This window comes from Rhodovibrio salinarum DSM 9154, assembly GCF_000515255.1.
In the GTDB taxonomy this organism is placed as follows: Bacteria; Pseudomonadota; Alphaproteobacteria; order Kiloniellales; family Rhodovibrionaceae; genus Rhodovibrio; species Rhodovibrio salinarum.
In genome coordinates this window covers 2257432-2273990 of record NZ_KI911559.1, presented here as the reverse complement: position 1 = coordinate 2273990, position 16559 = coordinate 2257432, and the positions used below count along the sequence as shown (strand labels likewise).

The 16559-nt window shown below is 64.5% G+C and carries 19 protein-coding genes; 13 read left to right on the top strand and 6 right to left on the bottom strand.

The annotated features are described in order from the left end of the window. Positions 1-63: 63 nt before the first annotated feature. On the bottom strand, positions 64-960 hold the full coding sequence (locus RHOSA_RS0110510) for a DUF2652 domain-containing protein (protein WP_081728648.1): 897 nt from the start codon (positions 958-960) through the stop codon (positions 64-66). 506 nt (positions 961-1466) lie between these two features. Between RHOSA_RS0110510 and petA the strand changes: the two genes are divergently transcribed. After that, positions 1467-2039: a ubiquinol-cytochrome c reductase iron-sulfur subunit gene (petA, locus tag RHOSA_RS0110505; protein ID WP_081728647.1), complete on the top strand. Its 573-nt coding sequence runs from the start codon at positions 1467-1469 to the stop codon at positions 2037-2039. A gap of 359 nt (positions 2040-2398) precedes the next feature. After that, positions 2399-2860: an RrF2 family transcriptional regulator gene (locus tag RHOSA_RS0110495; RefSeq protein ID WP_027288629.1), complete on the top strand. Its 462-nt coding sequence runs from the start codon at positions 2399-2401 to the stop codon at positions 2858-2860. A 253-nt stretch (positions 2861-3113) separates the two neighbouring features. Here the strand turns inward: RHOSA_RS0110495 and RHOSA_RS0110490 are convergent, their stop codons facing one another. Beyond that, entirely contained in the window at positions 3114-4040 is a 927-nt protein-coding gene (locus RHOSA_RS0110490; RefSeq protein ID WP_027288628.1) for a hydrogen peroxide-inducible genes activator, read from the bottom strand. A 160-nt stretch (positions 4041-4200) separates the two neighbouring features. Here RHOSA_RS0110490 and RHOSA_RS0110485 point away from each other — a divergent pair, with 160 nt between their 5' ends. From RHOSA_RS0110485 to RHOSA_RS0110460, 6 genes are all read left to right on the top strand, one after another. Continuing rightward, positions 4201-4842 carry a peroxiredoxin gene (locus RHOSA_RS0110485; protein ID WP_027288627.1) on the top strand — a complete coding sequence of 214 codons (642 nt, stop codon included), beginning with the start codon at positions 4201-4203 and terminating at the stop codon, positions 4840-4842. Positions 4843-4956: 114 nt separating this feature from the next. Next, positions 4957-5829: an MBL fold metallo-hydrolase gene (locus RHOSA_RS0110480; protein WP_027288626.1), complete on the top strand. Its 873-nt coding sequence runs from the start codon at positions 4957-4959 to the stop codon at positions 5827-5829. Positions 5830-5922: 93 nt separating this feature from the next. Then, positions 5923-6348, top strand: coding sequence for a protein tyrosine phosphatase family protein (locus RHOSA_RS0110475; protein WP_027288625.1), 426 nt, complete (start codon positions 5923-5925; stop codon positions 6346-6348). A gap of 62 nt (positions 6349-6410) precedes the next feature. Next, complete coding sequence (locus RHOSA_RS0110470; RefSeq protein ID WP_037256058.1) at positions 6411-8165, top strand: SulP family inorganic anion transporter; 1755 nt, start codon at positions 6411-6413, stop codon at positions 8163-8165. Positions 8166-8349: 184 nt separating this feature from the next. Next, complete coding sequence (locus tag RHOSA_RS0110465; RefSeq protein ID WP_027288623.1) at positions 8350-9285, top strand: sulfurtransferase; 936 nt, start codon at positions 8350-8352, stop codon at positions 9283-9285. Between the two features lie 52 nt (positions 9286-9337). Next, positions 9338-9802, top strand: coding sequence for a Dps family protein (locus RHOSA_RS0110460; protein ID WP_027288622.1), 465 nt, complete (start codon positions 9338-9340; stop codon positions 9800-9802). 119 nt (positions 9803-9921) lie between these two features. Here RHOSA_RS0110460 and RHOSA_RS25985 read toward each other — a convergent pair whose 3' ends face one another. Both RHOSA_RS25985 and RHOSA_RS25740 read right to left on the bottom strand, forming a co-directional pair. Next, a complete protein-coding gene (locus RHOSA_RS25985) occupies positions 9922-10098 on the bottom strand; it encodes a transposase (RefSeq protein ID WP_081728646.1) in 177 nt (58 codons plus the stop codon). 6 nt (positions 10099-10104) lie between these two features. Continuing rightward, complete coding sequence (locus RHOSA_RS25740) at positions 10105-10338, bottom strand: transposase (protein WP_280513701.1); 234 nt, start codon at positions 10336-10338, stop codon at positions 10105-10107. 77 nt (positions 10339-10415) lie between these two features. On the opposite strand from RHOSA_RS25740, the gene RHOSA_RS21845 reads away from it, so the two are divergent. The 4 genes from RHOSA_RS21845 (at position 10416) to RHOSA_RS0110435 (ending at position 13598) form a co-directional block, all read left to right on the top strand. Continuing rightward, entirely contained in the window at positions 10416-11615 is a 1200-nt protein-coding gene (locus RHOSA_RS21845) for a cytochrome ubiquinol oxidase subunit I (RefSeq protein ID WP_437123666.1), read from the top strand. Positions 11616-11628: 13 nt separating this feature from the next. Further along, positions 11629-12630, top strand: a complete 1002-nt coding sequence (cydB, locus tag RHOSA_RS0110445) for a cytochrome d ubiquinol oxidase subunit II (protein ID WP_027288621.1) — start codon at positions 11629-11631, stop codon at positions 12628-12630. Continuing rightward, a complete protein-coding gene (locus RHOSA_RS21840; protein ID WP_037256055.1) occupies positions 12630-12818 on the top strand; it encodes a DUF2474 family protein in 189 nt (62 codons plus the stop codon). The genes cydB and RHOSA_RS21840 overlap by 1 nt, the downstream gene beginning before the upstream one ends. 159 nt (positions 12819-12977) lie before the next feature. Continuing rightward, positions 12978-13598: a Tll0287-like domain-containing protein gene (locus tag RHOSA_RS0110435; protein WP_081728643.1), complete on the top strand. Its 621-nt coding sequence runs from the start codon at positions 12978-12980 to the stop codon at positions 13596-13598. A 643-nt stretch (positions 13599-14241) separates the two neighbouring features. Here the strand turns inward: RHOSA_RS0110435 and RHOSA_RS0110430 are convergent. Beyond that, the gene (locus tag RHOSA_RS0110430; RefSeq protein ID WP_027288619.1) at positions 14242-14529 is read right to left on the bottom strand and encodes a hypothetical protein; all 288 of its coding nucleotides are present in this window, start codon (positions 14527-14529) and stop codon (positions 14242-14244) included. Between the two features lie 43 nt (positions 14530-14572). Then, positions 14573-14881 carry a hypothetical protein gene (locus tag RHOSA_RS0110425; RefSeq protein ID WP_027288618.1) on the bottom strand — a complete coding sequence of 103 codons (309 nt, stop codon included), beginning with the start codon at positions 14879-14881 and terminating at the stop codon, positions 14573-14575. Between the two features lie 662 nt (positions 14882-15543). Here RHOSA_RS0110425 and RHOSA_RS24725 point away from each other — a divergent pair. Further along, entirely contained in the window at positions 15544-16554 is a 1011-nt protein-coding gene (locus tag RHOSA_RS24725) for a DNA-binding protein (protein WP_169816625.1), read from the top strand. Positions 16555-16559: the final 5 nt, after the last annotated feature.

Genomic DNA, 16559 nt, shown 5'->3' with positions numbered 1-16559 from the left:
GTCGGTGCGCCACGTGTCGCCGCCAATACATCACGCGCCGCGCTTGCTACGTCCTCCTGGACCTCAACGGTCCGGTGCGCGTCGCGAATCCGAGGTTTGGTGGCGCGATACCTGTGGACGGTTTCGCAGGATGGCCGCAATCTTCCCCGCGGTGTCGCGAATGGCGTATCCGCTTGACCGTCGCATCACGCCGCCGTCGGAGGTGTCCGGCAAGTCGAAGGGGTACACTCGACAGCCGATCGCGCCTATGTCCGGCCCACGTTCCTCCACGCTCTCTCCGGTAGCGGCGAACGAGGGGATAATCGCCTGGGCCGCATCCGTCACCAACACGTAGCGCCGGTGGCGGATCGAGTTCTTTAGGAGCCGATGGACGACGATGACGGCCATGCCGGACAATTCGATGAAGTTGCCCAGTCTGTAGTTCGTGACTGGCCCACGATGGACGACGGCCTTCAGTTCAAGCTCGTCGATGTGCCGACACGTCGCGCACCGGCACAGGTTGGAGCGGATCAGATCTTGGCGGCGGCGGTAGAATGCCTGGAACACGTGCGCCAGCGCCTGCTCCACCTCTTCGACCGAGCGGGCGCCGCGCCCCTCTGTCGAAGCGAACAGCAACACGGCATCGCCTTCGACCTTAGCAACTGTCAGAGCGGGCGGCGCCGCAGCCATCAGCGCTTGCAGCAGTTCGGTGACCAGGTGCTGGGCGTGAACCTCTGCGAAATGGTTCCTATGCAAGAAGCGGGTGTAGCCAGTGATATCCGGCATCACCAGCCAGGTATCCCGGGCGGGACCGACCGGCGCCGTCCCGCCGGGACCGCGTGGAACCTGCCGTCTCAGCGTAATCCGCCGGCCTGGTACCGCCGGACCGCCGCGGCGGCGCCACGCGGCGACCGCCCAGACGGCCAGCAGCGCCACCCCAGAGACGATGATGAGCGTCAGTATGGATTGGAACGTTGACATAGTGAGGACGTAAGAAGCGGCTTGTGTTACCCGCAGATGACGTTTCGTCGCGTATCCTACGCGGACCTTTGGGACGCGTACGGTTTACCCACCGGTCCAGGCGACGTGCCGCTGATGTCCTCATGAGGCAGTGGTCCAAGCCCGCACCGGCGCAACCGGCACGCATAAGCAGAAGCCGCGCCGGCCGGGGTGGAATGTCCGGACAACTTGTGCATCAGCGGTGGTCGTTCCTCGCGGCTGGTGACCCTGTGAACGCCGCAGATGCGGCACTCCGATATATCAGTGATATCTAATATATGGATTGCGAAAATCAATGCCGCATACACGGCTTTGCCAGGCCCTGCCCTCGCAAGCGGCCGACCTCAGCCGTCCCTGCGACAAACAGTTGCATCTAATTGAATACGAATGGCGTTCGGCCTTAATAGTTATATGCACAATACAGGTTTTTTACATCCGGCTTCAGTGACCCTCATGGCCGGACGGATCGAAACAGGAGGCGATAGGTCATGACATCTCGGTCGAACGACCTGCAGCCGGCCGGGCCCCACAGCACGGGCGACGACAAGCAGATAGGCCGGCGCGATTTCCTACTCCTCGCTACCGGCACGACGGCAGCGGTCGGTGCGGCGGCAGCGGCTTGGCCGTTCATCGACCAGATGAACCCGAGTGCGGCGCAGATGGCGCTTGCCAGCATCGAAGCCGACCTCTCGCCGGTCCAGGAAGGCATGGCGATTAGCGTAATGTGGCGCAAAAAGCCGGTATTCCTGCGCAAGCGGACGCAGGCGGAGATCGAACAGGCTCGCGCGACCGACATGGACACGCTGCGCGATCCGGAGCCGGACGAAGCGCGCGTCAAACGTCCGGAATGGCTGATCGTGGTCGGGGTCTGCACCCACCTGGGCTGCATCCCGCTTGGCAACAAGCCAAGCGAACCGCGCGGCAACTGGGGCGGCTGGTTCTGCGCCTGCCACGGCTCTCACTACGACACCTCGGGGCGCGTGAGGAAGGGCCCGGCCCCGAGCAACCTCGTGGTGCCGCCGTACGAATTCGTCGACAATACGACCGTGAAGATCGGCTGAGCGTAACGGCGATCAACCAGCTTGCCCCAACCGTCCCACGGGTGCGTAGCGAGACGCACCAAGATTTACGTCCATGCAATCGGCACGGCCTCGGCAGTCGTTCAGAACCTCCAGCAGGTCACGGGGCTACTGCTCGGTCGTCGCCGCCAAGTCCCGGTCTTCAAGGATCAGCAGGTCGGCGCGGACGAACTTCTTGAGCTTGAGCAGATGCATGACGCCGTCGTGGGCTCGCGGAATCGCCCGCATCTCGGGCGACCGCGGCTCCAGATTGTGCGGCCCGCCAGGATTGGGCAAATCGGTATCGCAGTTCTAGGTTATCGGGGAGCCTCGTGCAGCGCCGAACGGCCAAGGAGAGAGCGATGCGGCTCAAGAATTACACCAACTACGCCCTACGCACGTTGCAGATGGCCGCCCTGCGTGCGCCCGCACTGACCCGGGTCGACCAAGTGGCGGCTGCGCACGGCGTTTCGCGAGCCCACATCATGAAGATCGTGCACGAACTCGGTAAAGCGGGCTACGTCGAAACAGTGCGCGGGCGCGGCGGTGGCTTCCGTCTAGCGTGGGATCCCGCCGGGATCACGGTTGGTGAGATTGTCCGCCTGACGGAAGAGCCGATCGAGCTGGTCGAATGCTTCAACGCCGATACCAATAGCTGTCCGTTGATCGGCATCTGCCGCCTGTCGACGACGCTGAATGATGCAATAGACGCTTTCTTACGGATCCTGGACAGCGTGACGATCGCCGAACTTGCCGGCAATAGAGGCGATCTGATCGACCGGCTTGGATCGGTCGCCGATCGGCCAACCGAAACTATCGGTTAGAGCAAAGATCGCCTTATCTGGACCCCGCTATCGCGTGAGTTTGCGATTCTTTCAAAGAGATATGCGCGATCGCCCAAGGTGAAGCCACGTTGCGCGCTTCGGTATCAGGCAATGACATGATGGAGATGCCTGGCATGTGAACGCAGACTCGCGCAGGTTGGCCCGCAGATCGCCGAGCGCACCTTCGAGGAGGCCTGCGGCGGTTGTTGTCGGCGTTGGCGCGACCGCCACGGTCCTGGTCACTCCCGGGGCGCTACCGATTTGGCCGGCTCCCGGACCCTACAGCCATGTCAGCGCGCGCGTTCCGGAACGCCTCGGAAAGCGCACGGAACTCCGCTTCGCGCGGTGACGTCGGGCGCCAGGCAAGAACAACATGGCGCGGACAGGTCCGCTGCAAGGGCGCCAGCGCAACTTCATGGGCGCCCGCGATCCCGGCATCGATTGCGAGCTGCGGGATCAGGGTAAGACCAATGCCCTCCTGCACCATCGCCAGCAGCGTGGTCAGGCTGGTCGCCGCGAAACTCTCATCGGCCGGCAACGCGACCTCGGGGATCGCCTGGAGCGCGTGCCCCTGCAGGCAATGCCCGCGTTCCAAGAGGAGAAGGTGTTGGTCAGCCAACTCACGCCCATCGATGGCTTGGGCACTTGTCAAATCGTGGCCCCGCGGCGCGGCCAGTTGATAGCCATCATCGAAAAGCTGCTCGGTCACCAATTCCCCGGTTTCGAAAGGCAGCGCAATCAGCGCCGCGTCCAGCCGGCCTGCACGCAGACCTGCCAGCAAGCTCTCGGTCAACTCCTCGCGCAGGTAGAGTTTGAGGTCCGGAAAGCTTTGTCGCAGATGGCTCAGCGCTGCTGGGATCAGGTACGGCCCGATAGTTGGGATAGCGCCCAGCCGCAGGTCGCCGGAAAGCGGGCCCGCATGTCTGGCGGCCAGTTCCGAGATGTCCTCGGCGGCTGCCACCACGCCGCGCGCCCGGACGGCGATCTCCTCGCCAATCGGCGTCAGGATGACGTGCCGGTTCCCGCGCTCTGCCAGCGTGACGCCGAGCGCCGCTTCCAGGTCCTTCAGTCCAGAACTAAGGGTCGACTGCGTGACATTGCAGGCTGCCGCGGCACGGCCGAAGTGCAGTTCGTTAGCCAGCGCGCACAAAAAGCGCATCTGACGCAGACTCGGGGTCATGGGCCCTCCCTTGGTTTGTATTCGATTTTTTCGATGGGCTTGGCCAAATATATTCATTTTACCGAAAACGGCAAGCTCTCTAAATCCAAAGGTGTTCGGCGGGCGCAGCCCTCATGGCCCGAACAACTGAACACACGAGGATAGCGGAGCTTGCGAGATTATGAACGAGACGCAGCCGACGCTGCCGCGCCTGAACGAGCCGGCACCGGACTTCCACACCAAGACCACCCACGGCCCACGTAAACTGGCCGACTATAAAGGCCGCTGGCTGGTGCTGTTCTCCCACCCGGCCGACTTCACGCCGGTATGCAGCACCGAGTTTATGGCCTTCGCACGTAACCACGACCGGTTTCTCGATCTCGGCTGCGATCTGATCGGTCTGTCGGTCGACAGCACGCATTCGCATATCGCCTGGGTGCGCAGCATCAAACAGAACTTCGGCGTCGACATCCGCTTCCCGATCATCGACGACATTTCGATGCAGGTCTCCAGTGCCTACGGCATGATCATGCCGGGGGCGAGCGACACCTCCGCGGTGCGCGCGACCTTCGTGATCGATCCCGAGGGCACGCTGCGGGCGATGCTTTACTACCCTATGCCCACCGGCCGTAGCATCGACGAGATCGTCCGACTGGTGCAGGCGCTGCAGTGCGCCGACGCCAACGGCGTCGCCACGCCCGAGGCCTGGCAGTCGGGCGACCGGGCGATCGTGCCGCCGCCGGCGACAGTCGAGGAGGCCGAGAAGCGCGCCGAGCAGGGCTACGATTACACCGACTGGTACTTCTGCACGACGCAGGTCTAGGCCCGCGGTGCGACCCACGTACGACCCGGCCGGCGCGCTTCCTCGGGAGACGCTGGCCGGGCGTTCCGCCCGCCGATGTCTCACTCTCAATATGAAACAGACGAGGTCCCCGTCATGACTACGCCCCAGCCCGATGTCACCGGGTTCTTCGACCCCAAGACGTTCAGCGTGCAGTATGTCGTTGCCGATCCGGCGACCCGGCAGTGCGCGATCGTCGACCCGGTCCTGAACTACGACGAAAAGGCCGGCCGCACCTCGAGCGAGCACGCCGACGCCATTCTGCAGTACGTTGAGGAGCAGGGCCTGAGCGTACAGTGGATCCTGGATACCCACCCGCACGCCGATCACTTCTCGGCCGCCGGCTATCTCAAGGAGAAGACCGGCGCGCCGATCGCGATCGGCGAGCACGTCAAGGATGTCCAGCAACTCTGGAAGAAGCTCTACAACTGGCCGGCCGAAACGCCGACCGATGGCCGGCAGTGGGACCGCCTGTTCGCCGACGGCGACACCTTCCAGGTCGGCGAGATCCCGGTGCGGGTGATGTATTCACCCGGCCACACGCTGGCCTCGATCACCTATGTGATCGGGGACGCCGCGTTCGTGCATGACACGCTGTTCCAGCCCGACTTCGGCACTGCCCGCGCGGACTTTCCGGGCGCAGACGCGCACACCCTCTACGCATCGATCCGGCGCATCCTGGAGGAGCTGCCGGGGGAGACGCGGCTGTTCACCGGACACGACTACATGCCGGGCGGCCGGGAGCCGCAGTGGGAGTCCACAGTCGTCCAGCAGCGGGCCAATAACCCGCACGTGCAGGACGGTATCGACGAAGCGAGCTTCGTCGATACCCGCAAGAAGCGTGACGCCGATCTGCCGATGCCGGCGCTGATCCTGCACGCCCTGCAGGTCAACACCAATGCCGGCCAGCTGCCGATGCCCGAAGACAACGGCGTCTCCTACCTGAAAATCCCGCTCAACCAGCTCTGAGGGTAAAGGTCCGGATCACCCGGCTGAGGCGCGGTCAGATAGCCGACCTCAGCCGATCAGCACGCTCATTCGGACATCCGAGGGAACAAAAATATGCCCGTTATTCCAGTCACCGAAACGCTTGCTGTCGGACCTCAGCTGACCGTCGACGATATGGCGGACCTAGCGGCTGCGGGCTACACCACCGTCGTCAACAATCGCCCCGATGGTGAACAGCCGGATCAGCCGGAATCGGACGACCTGCGCGCGGCCGCCGATCGGCATGGCTTGACCTTTCTCCACCAACCGGTGGTCGATGGTGAGATCACACAGGCCCAGGTTGACGCGTTCGCGCGCACGCTGGCGCACAGCGATGGCCCAGTTGCCGCCTTCTGTCGCAGCGGCAAGCGCTCGGTCACGCTCTGGGCGCTCGCGAACAGCCAAACGGCGGATATCGACGCGTTGGTGGCGACGGCGAGTGCCGCCGGCTTCGATCTCACGGATCTTCTGGACAAAACCGTGCACCTCCGCGGTCGGTAACCCTCGCGGTTTCCTGTGACCGCACCGACGGCGCTTCCGATCGATTTCCCAAGGGTTACCTCATGATCTCCCCGTCGTCGTCGCGGATCCTTCCGGCGCTCACATGGCTCCGGCACTACGGCCGCCGCGAGCTGTCCTCGGATCTTGTCGCGGCGATCATCGTCACCATCATGTTGATCCCGCAAAGCCTGGCCTACGCCATGCTAGCGGGGCTACCGGCGCAAGTCGGCCTCTATGCCAGCATCCTGCCGCTGGTGGCCTATGCACTGTTCGGATCGAGCCGTGCGCTTGCCGTCGGACCGGTGGCGGTTGTGTCCCTCCTCACGGCCGCCACCATCTCAAGGGTCGCAGAACCGGGCACCGAGGGCTACCTCGGCGCTGCGGTTGCCCTCGCCCTGCTGTCCGGCTTGATGCTGCTTACCATGGGTCTGCTACGGCTCGGGTTCCTGGCGAACCTGCTGAGCCATCCCGTCATTTCTGGCTTTATCACCGCGTCCGGAATCCTGATCGCGGTCAGTCAGCTGAAGCACATCTTGGGGGTCGACGCACACGGTCATACCCTTGTTCAGATGGGGCACTCGCTGGCGCAGCAGCTGGAGCGGACGCATGGCTGGACGCTGCTGCTGGGTTCGGGCGCGACAGCGTTTCTGTTCTGGGTGCGCACGCAGTTGAAACCGCTGCTGCGCAAGCGCGTCGGGCTACCGCCTTTCGCAGCCGACATGCTGGCCAAAGCCGGCCCCGTGGCCGCCGTCGTCGTGACCTCTGCCACGGTCGCAGTGTTCGACCTCGACACTCAGGGTGTCTCTGTGGTTGGGGATGTGCCGCAAGGGCTACCGCCTTTCACAGTTCCGCCGCTTGAGCTCGAGCTATGGTCCAGCCTCGCGACCTCGGCGCTGTTGATCAGCGTGATCGGGTTCGTCGAGTCCGTGTCGGTCGCACAGACCCTGGCGGCAAAGAAACGTCAGCGGATCGACGCCAACCAGGAACTCACCGGTCTCGGTACGGCAAACATCGCATCGGCGTTCTCCGGCGGCTTCCCCGTCACCGGCGGCTTTTCTCGGTCGGTCGTGAACTTCGACGCGGGCGCGGAAACGCCGATGGCCGGGGTCTTCACGGCTACCGGCATCGCGGCCACCGCCCTTTTCTTCACACCGCTATTTCAGGCGCTGCCAAAAGCGACGCTGGCGGCAACGATCATCGTCGCCGTGCTGTCGCTGATCGATCTCGGTGCAATCCGGCGGACCTACCGCTATTCAAAAACCGACTTCGCCGCGATGGCCGCGACAATGGTGATCGTCCTTGGCGTCGGCGTTGAAGCTGGGGTGGTGACAGGTGTCGGGCTGTCGCTCGCTCTGCACATCTGGAGAACCAGCCGGCCGCACGCGGCTGTCGTCGGCCAGGTGCCGGGCACCGAGCACTTCCGCAACATCGAACGGCACAGCGTGGTGACAAGTCCGCAGGTCTTAACCCTGCGCGTCGACGAAAGTCTTTACTTCGCCAATGCCCGATATCTCGAAGACACGGTTTACGACTTGGTCGCGCGATCGCCCGACGTGTCCGACGTGATCCTGATGTGCTCCGCCGTCAACGTGATCGACGCCAGTGCTCTGGAGAGCCTGGAGGCGATCAATGCGCGTCTGCGAGATGCCGGCGTTACCTTTCACCTCTCCGAAGTGAAAGGCCCGGTGATGGATAACTTGGCGCGGAGCACCTTCCTCGACGACCTCAGCGGGCGCGTGTTCCTAAGCCAGCATCAAGCAATGGAGGCCCTGGCCCCGGACACGGTCCGCCGTGCCCAGGTAGCTACGGCAACATGAGCAACCATGGTCTTCGAGAGGGCCCGCATGCGCACGAGTCAGACCCACTGACGTACGCTCCGGATCATCCCGACGCTCGGCTCGTTCGAAAAACTCGATCAAGCTGGTCGAACATATTCATTTCACAACAAGTGACAGGTGGCTTATCTCCCGAGGAGAGATAGCCACGATAAGGAGAACCTCGATGGCATACCCGAAGGTTCCGATCGCCGCCGCCCTTCTCGCAGCGAGCGCGATCACCGTCAGCCCCGCACTGGCCGAGCGCGTGACACCCGGTCCCGTCGTGAACGCCGACTGGCTGGCCGAGCACCGCGGCGAGGTCGCTGTGTTGGACGTGCGCCGCAATCTGGACGCCTTTGCTGAGGCTCACATCGCTGGTGCCGCACCCGTTAGCTGGGACGCGGTGCGTACCACGCGCGTCATCGACGGGGTCGAGCGGCAGAAGGTCCGCCTGGACGCCGAGACCTTCCAGCAGCTGATGCGCGACGCCGGCGTCGACACGGACGAGCCTGTGGTTATCACCTCTCCAGGCAAGGCTGCCGGGCAGATCACCACGCAGGCGCGGCTCTACTGGACATTCGCCTATTACGGCCATGACGACGTCGCGATCCTGGACGGCGGCAACGCGGCCTGGCGGGCGGCCGGGCACGACATGGCGACCGGCGAGGTCGAGATCACGGCGGGCGACTACACCTCCGGAAACCCGGACGAGAGCGTGCTCGCCACGGTGGCGGAGGTCGACGCCGCACGCACCGACGCCGGCGTGCAGCTGACCGACAACCGGCCGATGCCCTACTACCTCGGCCTTGAGCAGGCGGGCTACGTCTACGCTGCCGGCCACATCCCGAGCGCGGTGAACGTGCCCTTCACCCTGAACGTCTCAGCTAAGGGCCCAGCCACGCTTCGGGACACGGAAACGCTGCGCGCGGTCTACGCCCACCAGGGCGCGTCGATGGACAATGGCGCGATCGCGTACTGCAACAGCGGCCATGTCTCCGCGCTGACCTGGTTCGTGATGTCGAAGGTGCTTGGCAACGAGAACGCCCAGCTCTTCGACGGCTCGATGCACGTCTGGACGCAGGACGCCAGCCGGCCGGTTACCAACCCAGCGCGGCCGTAAAGCCGATCACACAAACCCACGCCCGAAAACCTTAAACAAATGGAGACCTAGGATGAATGAAGCAGTCGTTCAGAGCGAATCTGAACAAACACCCATCACCGTGTTGTGCGACGTTCTGGCGGACAGCTACTTCCTTTACCTAAAAGCGCACAACTTCCACTGGAACGTCGAGGGTCCGCGGTTCCGCAGTCTGCATAACATGTTCGAGGAACATTACAGCGACCTGTGGAATGCGCTGGATGATATCGCCGAGCGGATTCGGGCGTTGGGCGCCTACGCACCGGGCACCTACGCCAAGTTCAAGGCGCGCAGCTCGATCAAAGAGAACGAACAGATACCGACGGCGGAGGCGATGCTCGACGAGCTGATCGCCGACAACGAAACCGTGCTCCGCACGCTCCGGGCGTCGGTATCGGTCGCGGAGGCGCACGGCGATTCAGCCACCGCGGACTTGCTGACCGAGCGCCTTGGCGCGCACGAAAAGCAGATCTGGATGATGCGCAGCATGCGGGCGTGACGTCCGCACGTGCACAGCGCACGCGGCCGGTATCTGAGGAGCCGCCGCTTGCGCGCACCTGACGAAAAGGGCCGTGCGCTTCGCAGCGCACGGCCCTTTTTCCTGCGGGTCTGGACTTCTCAAACCAGGAACCATATTCGCGTAGCGATGAGCGCGACGGTAGCTTCGAATGTGGTTGCGAGCTTGTCGAAGCGGGTCGCGAAGCGCCGGTAGTCCTTCAGGCGGTTGAAGGCGCGTTCGATCCGGTTGCGTTCTCGGTAGAGGTCGGCGTTTTGGGCGGGGCGTTGGCCGTCCAATTCCCGTCACGGGATCACCGGCGTCAGCCCCTGGTCTTCCAGCCAGGCGCGCAACTCGTTGCTGTCGTAGCCTTTGTCGCCGATCAGCGCGTCGGCCTCCGGTGAGATCCCGTCCACCAGTTCCCAGGCGGCCACGATGTCGTTGCGCTGGCCGGCCGTCATGCAGAACCGCCGCAGCCGGCCGCGTTCGTCGCAGACGCCGTGGCACTTCGTGGTCCGCCCGCCGCGGGAGCGGCCGATCGCCTCCGCCTCGGCCCGCTCGGCGCTGGAGAATCCCCCTCGCGCCCGCCGCCGCGCGGTGAGCCGGAACCACGGTGGTGTCGGGCATCGTAATGTCCTACCAGTTCGGCACGAACTGGAGCACCTTCGCCGACAAGGCAGGCCCGATCGTAGGCCCGCTGATGGGCTACGAAGTACTGAGCGCCTTTTTCCTGGAGGCGGGCTTCCTCGGCATCATGCTGTTCGGCTTCAACCGTGTTGGCCCGAAGCTGCACCTGTTCGCCACCGCCATGGTGGCCTTTGGCACGCTGTTCTCCACCTTCTGGATCCTGAGCGTAAACAGCTGGATGCAGACGCCCGCCGGCTTCGCGATCAACGACGCCGGGCAGTTCGTACCCGATGACTGGTGGGCGATCGTCTTCACCCCCTCGTTCCCCTACCGGCTCGTGCACATGGTGCTGGCCGCTTACCTCACGACCGCGTTCGTGGTCGGCGGCGTGGGCGCCTGGCACTTGCTGAAGAACAGCCGCGACCGCGGGGCGCGGATCATGTTCTCGATGGCGATGTGGATGGCGATCGTAGTCACGCGCTTGCAGATCGTGGCCGGCGACCTGCACGGCCTGAACACGCTGGAGCACCAGCCCGCCAAGATCGCCGCGATGGAGGGCCACTACGAGACCGAGAGCGGCGCCCCGCTCTACCTGTTCGGCATTCCCGACGACGAGGCCGGTGAGTTGCACTATTCCATCGGCATCCCGAACCTCGGCTCGTTCATCCTGACCCACGACTGGGACGGCGCGGTGAAGGGTCTGGACGCCTTCCCGGAAGACCAGCGTCCACCGGCCGCCTGGGTGTTCTGGTCGTTCCGGATCATGGTCGCCTTCGGCCTCGCGATGGTCGGCGTCGGCCTCTGGAGCCTGATCCAGCGTCGGCGCAGGCAGCTCTACGACGACACCTGGCTGAAGCGCGCGGCCGTGGCGATGGCGCCGTCCGGCTTCGTCGCCGTACTCGCCGGCTGGGTCACCACGGAGGTCGGCCGGCAGCCCTATACGGTCTACGGGTTGCTGACCACGGCCGACTCCGCTTCAGCCGTCGGCGCACCAGCGGTCGCGACCTCGCTGGTCGCCTTCATCCTCGTCTACTTCACGCTGTTCGGCGCTGGCACGGTCTACATCCTGCGCCTGATGGCGAAGCCGCCGGAGGCCGGCGAGAGCGACCGCCCCGAGGGGCCGACCCGCTCGGCCGGGCTGACGCCCGCGGCCTCGGTCGCGCCCGACAAGGTCTTCCCCGCGGAATAGGAGGCACACCGCCATGATCGATCCAGCAACCATCTGGGCCGCGCTGATCGCGGTGGCGGTCCTGGCCTACATCCTGCTCGACGGCTTCGACCTCGGCATCGGCATCCTCTACCCGCTGGTGAAAAGCGAGCAGGACCGCGACATCATGATGAACTCGGTCGCCCCGGTCTGGGACGGCAACGAAACCTGGCTGATCCTGGGCGGCGGCGGCCTGTTCGCGGTGTTCCCGCTGGCCTACGCGACGATCCTGCCCGCCCTCTACGCGCCGCTGACGGCGATGCTGCTGGCGCTGGTGTTCCGCGGGGCGGCGTTCGAGTTCCGCTGGCGCAGCAAGCGGCACAAGCACTTCTGGTCGGCCGCCTTCGCAGGTGGTTCGATACTGGCGGCCTTCGCCCAGGGGGTGGCGCTGGGCGCGCTGGTCCAGGGCATCGAGGTCGCCAACCGCAGCTACGCCGGCGGCTGGTTCGACTGGCTGACGGTGTTCAGCGTGATGACCGGCTGCGCGCTGGTGGTCGGCGACGCGCTCTTGGGCGCGACCTGGATGGTGATGAAGACCGAAGGCCACCCGCGCCAGCAGGCCGTGCGCCTCGCCTGGGTATTCGGCGCGCTGACGCTGGCGGCGATCGGCTCGGTCAGTCTGTGGACGCCGTTGCTGAACGACGCCTACCTCGCCCGCTGGTTCGATTGGCCCAACCTGGTCCTCAGCGGCGTGATGCCGCTACTGGTGCTGGGCTGCGCGGCGCTGCTGGCGCGCGGATTGCAACGCGGGCCGGACGCCCTGCCCTTCCTGGCCGCCAACGGCCTTTTCGTGCTCTGCTACATCGGCATCGGGATCAGCTTCTATCCCTACATCGTGCCCCATTCGGTGACGATCTGGAACGGCGCGGCGCCCGACAGCAGCCTGTGGTTCCTGCTCGCCGGCACGGCCGTGCTGCTGCCGATGATCCTGGGCTACACGGCCTACGTCTACTGGGTGTTCCGCGGCAAGGTCGACCCGAACGAGGGCTATCACTGATGGCGCGCGCCAAGATTTCCAACTGCCTCCAGGCGATCGGCGTGGTCCGCGAAGACCGCGCCGATCCTGCCCGCGCGGGCGCCGACCGCGCCTGGAAACGCCTCGCCTGGTTTGGCGTGCTGTGGGCGGGCAGCGTCGCCGCGCTCTCACTGGTCGGGCTAGCGATCAAGCTCGCTTTGGGGCAGTAGCGCGGGTCTCGATCCCTGACCGCGTGCCGCCGGCGCCGAGCTTGCTCTCCACGTGGCAGGTCGACGCATCGCGCGACGCGCGCGCCCGATATATATTCGGTATAACGAATTCGTACTGCGAATTCTCATCCCACCCGAACGGAAGGTTTGGAGGCGCACATGACAATGCACATCCGGCGTACGCTCGCCGCCGCCGTCGCGCTCGCAGCGGCCACCGGCGTGGCCGTCCCAGCCGATCGCGCAGGCGCGCAGGACGCCGAGGCCGCGGATGTTCCGCAGGAGGAGGTCAAGGCCGCCCGCGGGCTGGTGAAGACCTTCTTCCAGGAACTGAAGGGCGAATTGACCGCCGCCATCAAGGAGGGCGGGCCCACGCACGCGATCGGCGTGTGCAACGAGGTGGCGCCCCGGATCGGCGGCACGCTATCAGCGGAGAGCGACTGGTCGATCGGCCGCACCGCGCTCAGGGTCCGCAACCCGCGCAACAGCCCTAGCCCGCGCGAGCGCGCGGTGCTGAAGTCGTTCCAGCAGCGCCACGCCGACGGCGAGGGCTTCAAGACGATGGAAGACGTAGCCGTGATCGAGGAAGGCGGCCGGCGCTACGTCCACTACATGAAGGCGATCCCGACCCAAGAAGCCTGCCTCGCCTGTCACGGCACAGAGGTGAAGGAAGAGGTTCTCAACGCGGTCGACGAGAACTACCCCGCCGACGGCGCCACCGGCTTCGAGAAGGGCGAGCTGCGCGGCGCCTTCAGCCTGGTGAAGCCGCTGCCAACCAATTAACTGGACGTGCCGCTATAAAGCGCGATCCGCGTCCCCAGGGGTCATCGGGGCTTGGGGGCGCGGTTTTTTTTCGTGCCGCTGCCCGACGGGAGCCCGTCCGGCCCCTACTCCGCCACCTGCTAGTTCACTACCGGCTGCTTGTGAACCTTGTTGGCGCCTAAGAGGTGCGCGTGGGCACCAGATATGAAGCCCGCATATCCGTTCTCAATCAAGCACTTACCGAGCCGATCGGTGTTGATCGGCATGGGATCACGACGCCGATAGGCGCCACAACCACCTGAATCAAGCGGATTTCGAGGGGTCAGCCGCCGACGCCGATCCACAATCGGCGCCGCAACTCCCTGTGAACAACACCTTTGCGGGGCCAGGCTCTGCGCGTTTCACAGTCGAGCCAATTCAGCCCGGCGACATCCCACCACCTACGATCAACATATTGATACGCATCGACCGATCAGCGATTTCACCGCCTTTGTTTGGGAGATTAAGTCTGGACGAGTTTGTCATCGGCCGGGCAAAGATCTCGCTTGTGAGGTGAAAACCTCAGGCTCGTTGCGGAAGTCGTGTGGCGGGCTCGGTGTCGAGGCCAAAGTTTCGGTTGCAAGAGCCGAGGGCACCACGACGCGCCAGTCGACCCCGCCGCCTCCTAGGAGCGCCGCGCCTGCAGCGCGCGTATTGCCTCGTCGGCCTCGCGCCGGACACCTTCGGACTGCTGGCCGTGGAAAAGGCGGTCGCGGCGCATGAGGGCCCGGCGGCGTTCGCCGCTGTCGAGCACCCATCCCATAAGAGCGATGATCAGCGGCGGGTTGAGCTCCCATAGCTGATCGGGCGTGTGTGGCACGGTCAGGCCGTGACGGACCAGATAGGCTGCGACCAGGGCCGCCAGCATCAGGCCGAACACCTCGCGCACGATGAAAGGCCGTACGGAGCTCACGCGGCGGCGTTCGGCCCGAGTGGGTGGCTGAACCTTGTCAGTTTCAGTTGCGCGGCGCATCGTCAGTCGCCATCAGGTCGATGTCGGTGCGGTAGCCTTGACGCGCCAACAGCACGGGGCGCTGTACGCCCGGCATCCAACCAACGTTGTACCAGAGGGCGCGGGCCGGGGACTGGCACTTCTGCGCCATGCCGTCGTGCGTGCCGCGCAGGAAGCCTTCGACCGGTACCCTGAATTCACACGCCGCAAAGTAGATTGGCTTCCTCGATGGAATCCTCAGCTGGTGCATCATCCACGCCGCGCGGCCCCGGCGGCGTGTGAATATCTGCTTGAGGCGGTCGATCACGATCATGTCCGAAAGGTAAGTGGCCACACACGGCCAGGGCAAGGCCGGCGTGGTACGGCGCGATCGCCGGATCGACCAAGGCGCGGTCCCCGACAATGCGAAATGACGCATAGGCGAGAATGCACATAGACGGAGATATGCAGATCTTACGCTCGTCGAGCGCCGCAGGTGGGGCCCAAGTGGATCCCAATTGGGAAGCCCCATTTGTGGTTTTTCAAAACGTTACGTCCCGTGAACTGACACCATAACGGTTCCATTGATGCGACAACCGCGCCCAGACCGGACACGAGTTCCGACATCCCCGGACAGCAGTTGCGACAGCACCGGACCACACCACCGAGAGCCATCGGTCAAAGGCTTGAAACAGCGCCATTTTTCGGGCCCGAGAACCCTCTCTGAGAACCCCCTGAGAACAGATGCAGCGCCAAGAGCGCTGCCTATGGACGATTGATCGCCTCATGGGAGTTCGTTCAAGGGCTACGCTTTCCGTGACGCCTACGACGTCGGTGAGGCTGTAAGGTGTAAAAGCGTAAAGCTGTAATTGTACGGGTGTAACGGTGCACCGGCGTAAAACCGTGCTACCGGTCCGGCACCGATACCCCATCGCAAGGGACCATCTGCGCATGCCGCTCCCATATCGTCGGCGATCCCATGCCCAGAGGACCGCCATGCAGTACGCCACACTCGACTCTGTCCGGAATGCCGTCGCCGACCTGACTGCAGAGGGCATTCGCCCATCGATTCCGCAAATACGCCTTCGTCTCGGCGGCGGCAGCCATACGACAATACTGCGATGCCTGCGTGAACTCCGCGAGGAGGCACTGCCGTCTGAGAACGAAGAAGCCAATTCTGATACCCGGGACTTACCGAAGGCGATCTCCACCGGTCTCGATTGCGTGGACAGCGCTCTGCAAAGGCTCGAGGACGGCATACGTCAAACGCTTACTGAAGAGCTCGCTGCGGAGCAGCGGCGTCTGCAAGAGGCTCACCAGTCCGAGATCGAGCATCTCAAGAAACGCATCAGCGATGCGTGGTCCCGGTGCGAGGAGGCCAGCCACGAAACCCAGGACCTTTGTGACGACCTCGACGCTACGCAGGCCGAACTCGAACGCGTTCGCCATGAGCGTGATCGGCTGCGTAGCGACCACAACCAACTCGCGGCATCATTGGCGCAACTGCGAGACGACCTGAAATGCGTTGAGCAGGAACACGATCGCATCGCAGCCGACCGAGATGCAGCCAAAGAAGGCGCAGATGCGGCCCGAGCCGCGTCGGAGCGGGCCGACCAGGAATGTGCGAGAGCGCTCGCGGCGCGCGACACCGCAATCGCGGAACGCGACGCGGCGACCGGCAGTCTCGACGACACGCGTGCCGACTTGAGGCAGACCGCCGCGCGTTTGGCTGGAGCGACAGCCACCGTCGAAGCGCGGGACACCGCTCTCGCGTCGTGCCGTGAAGAGTGTGAGCAACTTCGGTCAAGATGCGCCGAGCTCGAGGTCTCCATTCAACGGTCGGAAGCGGCGCGCGGAAACGCTGAGGGTCGGCTGTCAGCCTTACAGGATGCGTACGCGGCAGATCGTGCAGCTTGGCAACGGGAGCGCCAAGAATTTCTGGCTCAGCTTCGTCCTAGCCGCAAAAGCGGATCGAGCAAATCCTCGACCCCCAGCAGCGATACGTAGACGAT

Coding starts and splice junctions, on each gene's coding strand:
- RHOSA_RS0110475 (WP_027288625.1), top strand. CDS start 5,923: ATGCCCGTTATTCCAGTCACCGAAACGCTTGCTGTCGGACCTCAGCTG.
- RHOSA_RS0110510 (WP_081728648.1), bottom strand. CDS start 960: ATGTCAACGTTCCAATCCATACTGACGCTCATCATCGTCTCTGGGGTG.
- RHOSA_RS21840 (WP_037256055.1), top strand. CDS start 12,630: ATGGCGCGCGCCAAGATTTCCAACTGCCTCCAGGCGATCGGCGTGGTC.
- RHOSA_RS0110435 (WP_081728643.1), top strand. CDS start 12,978: ATGACAATGCACATCCGGCGTACGCTCGCCGCCGCCGTCGCGCTCGCA.
- RHOSA_RS0110465 (WP_027288623.1), top strand. CDS start 8,350: ATGGCATACCCGAAGGTTCCGATCGCCGCCGCCCTTCTCGCAGCGAGC.
- RHOSA_RS0110495 (WP_027288629.1), top strand. CDS start 2,399: ATGCGGCTCAAGAATTACACCAACTACGCCCTACGCACGTTGCAGATG.
- RHOSA_RS0110490 (WP_027288628.1), bottom strand. CDS start 4,040: ATGACCCCGAGTCTGCGTCAGATGCGCTTTTTGTGCGCGCTGGCTAAC.
- RHOSA_RS24725 (WP_169816625.1), top strand. CDS start 15,544: ATGCAGTACGCCACACTCGACTCTGTCCGGAATGCCGTCGCCGACCTG.
- cydB (WP_027288621.1), top strand. CDS start 11,629: ATGATCGATCCAGCAACCATCTGGGCCGCGCTGATCGCGGTGGCGGTC.
- RHOSA_RS0110485 (WP_027288627.1), top strand. CDS start 4,201: ATGAACGAGACGCAGCCGACGCTGCCGCGCCTGAACGAGCCGGCACCG.
- RHOSA_RS0110425 (WP_027288618.1), bottom strand. CDS start 14,881: ATGATCGTGATCGACCGCCTCAAGCAGATATTCACACGCCGCCGGGGC.
- RHOSA_RS0110470 (WP_037256058.1), top strand. CDS start 6,411: ATGATCTCCCCGTCGTCGTCGCGGATCCTTCCGGCGCTCACATGGCTC.
- petA (WP_081728647.1), top strand. CDS start 1,467: ATGACATCTCGGTCGAACGACCTGCAGCCGGCCGGGCCCCACAGCACG.
- RHOSA_RS0110480 (WP_027288626.1), top strand. CDS start 4,957: ATGACTACGCCCCAGCCCGATGTCACCGGGTTCTTCGACCCCAAGACG.
- RHOSA_RS0110460 (WP_027288622.1), top strand. CDS start 9,338: ATGAATGAAGCAGTCGTTCAGAGCGAATCTGAACAAACACCCATCACC.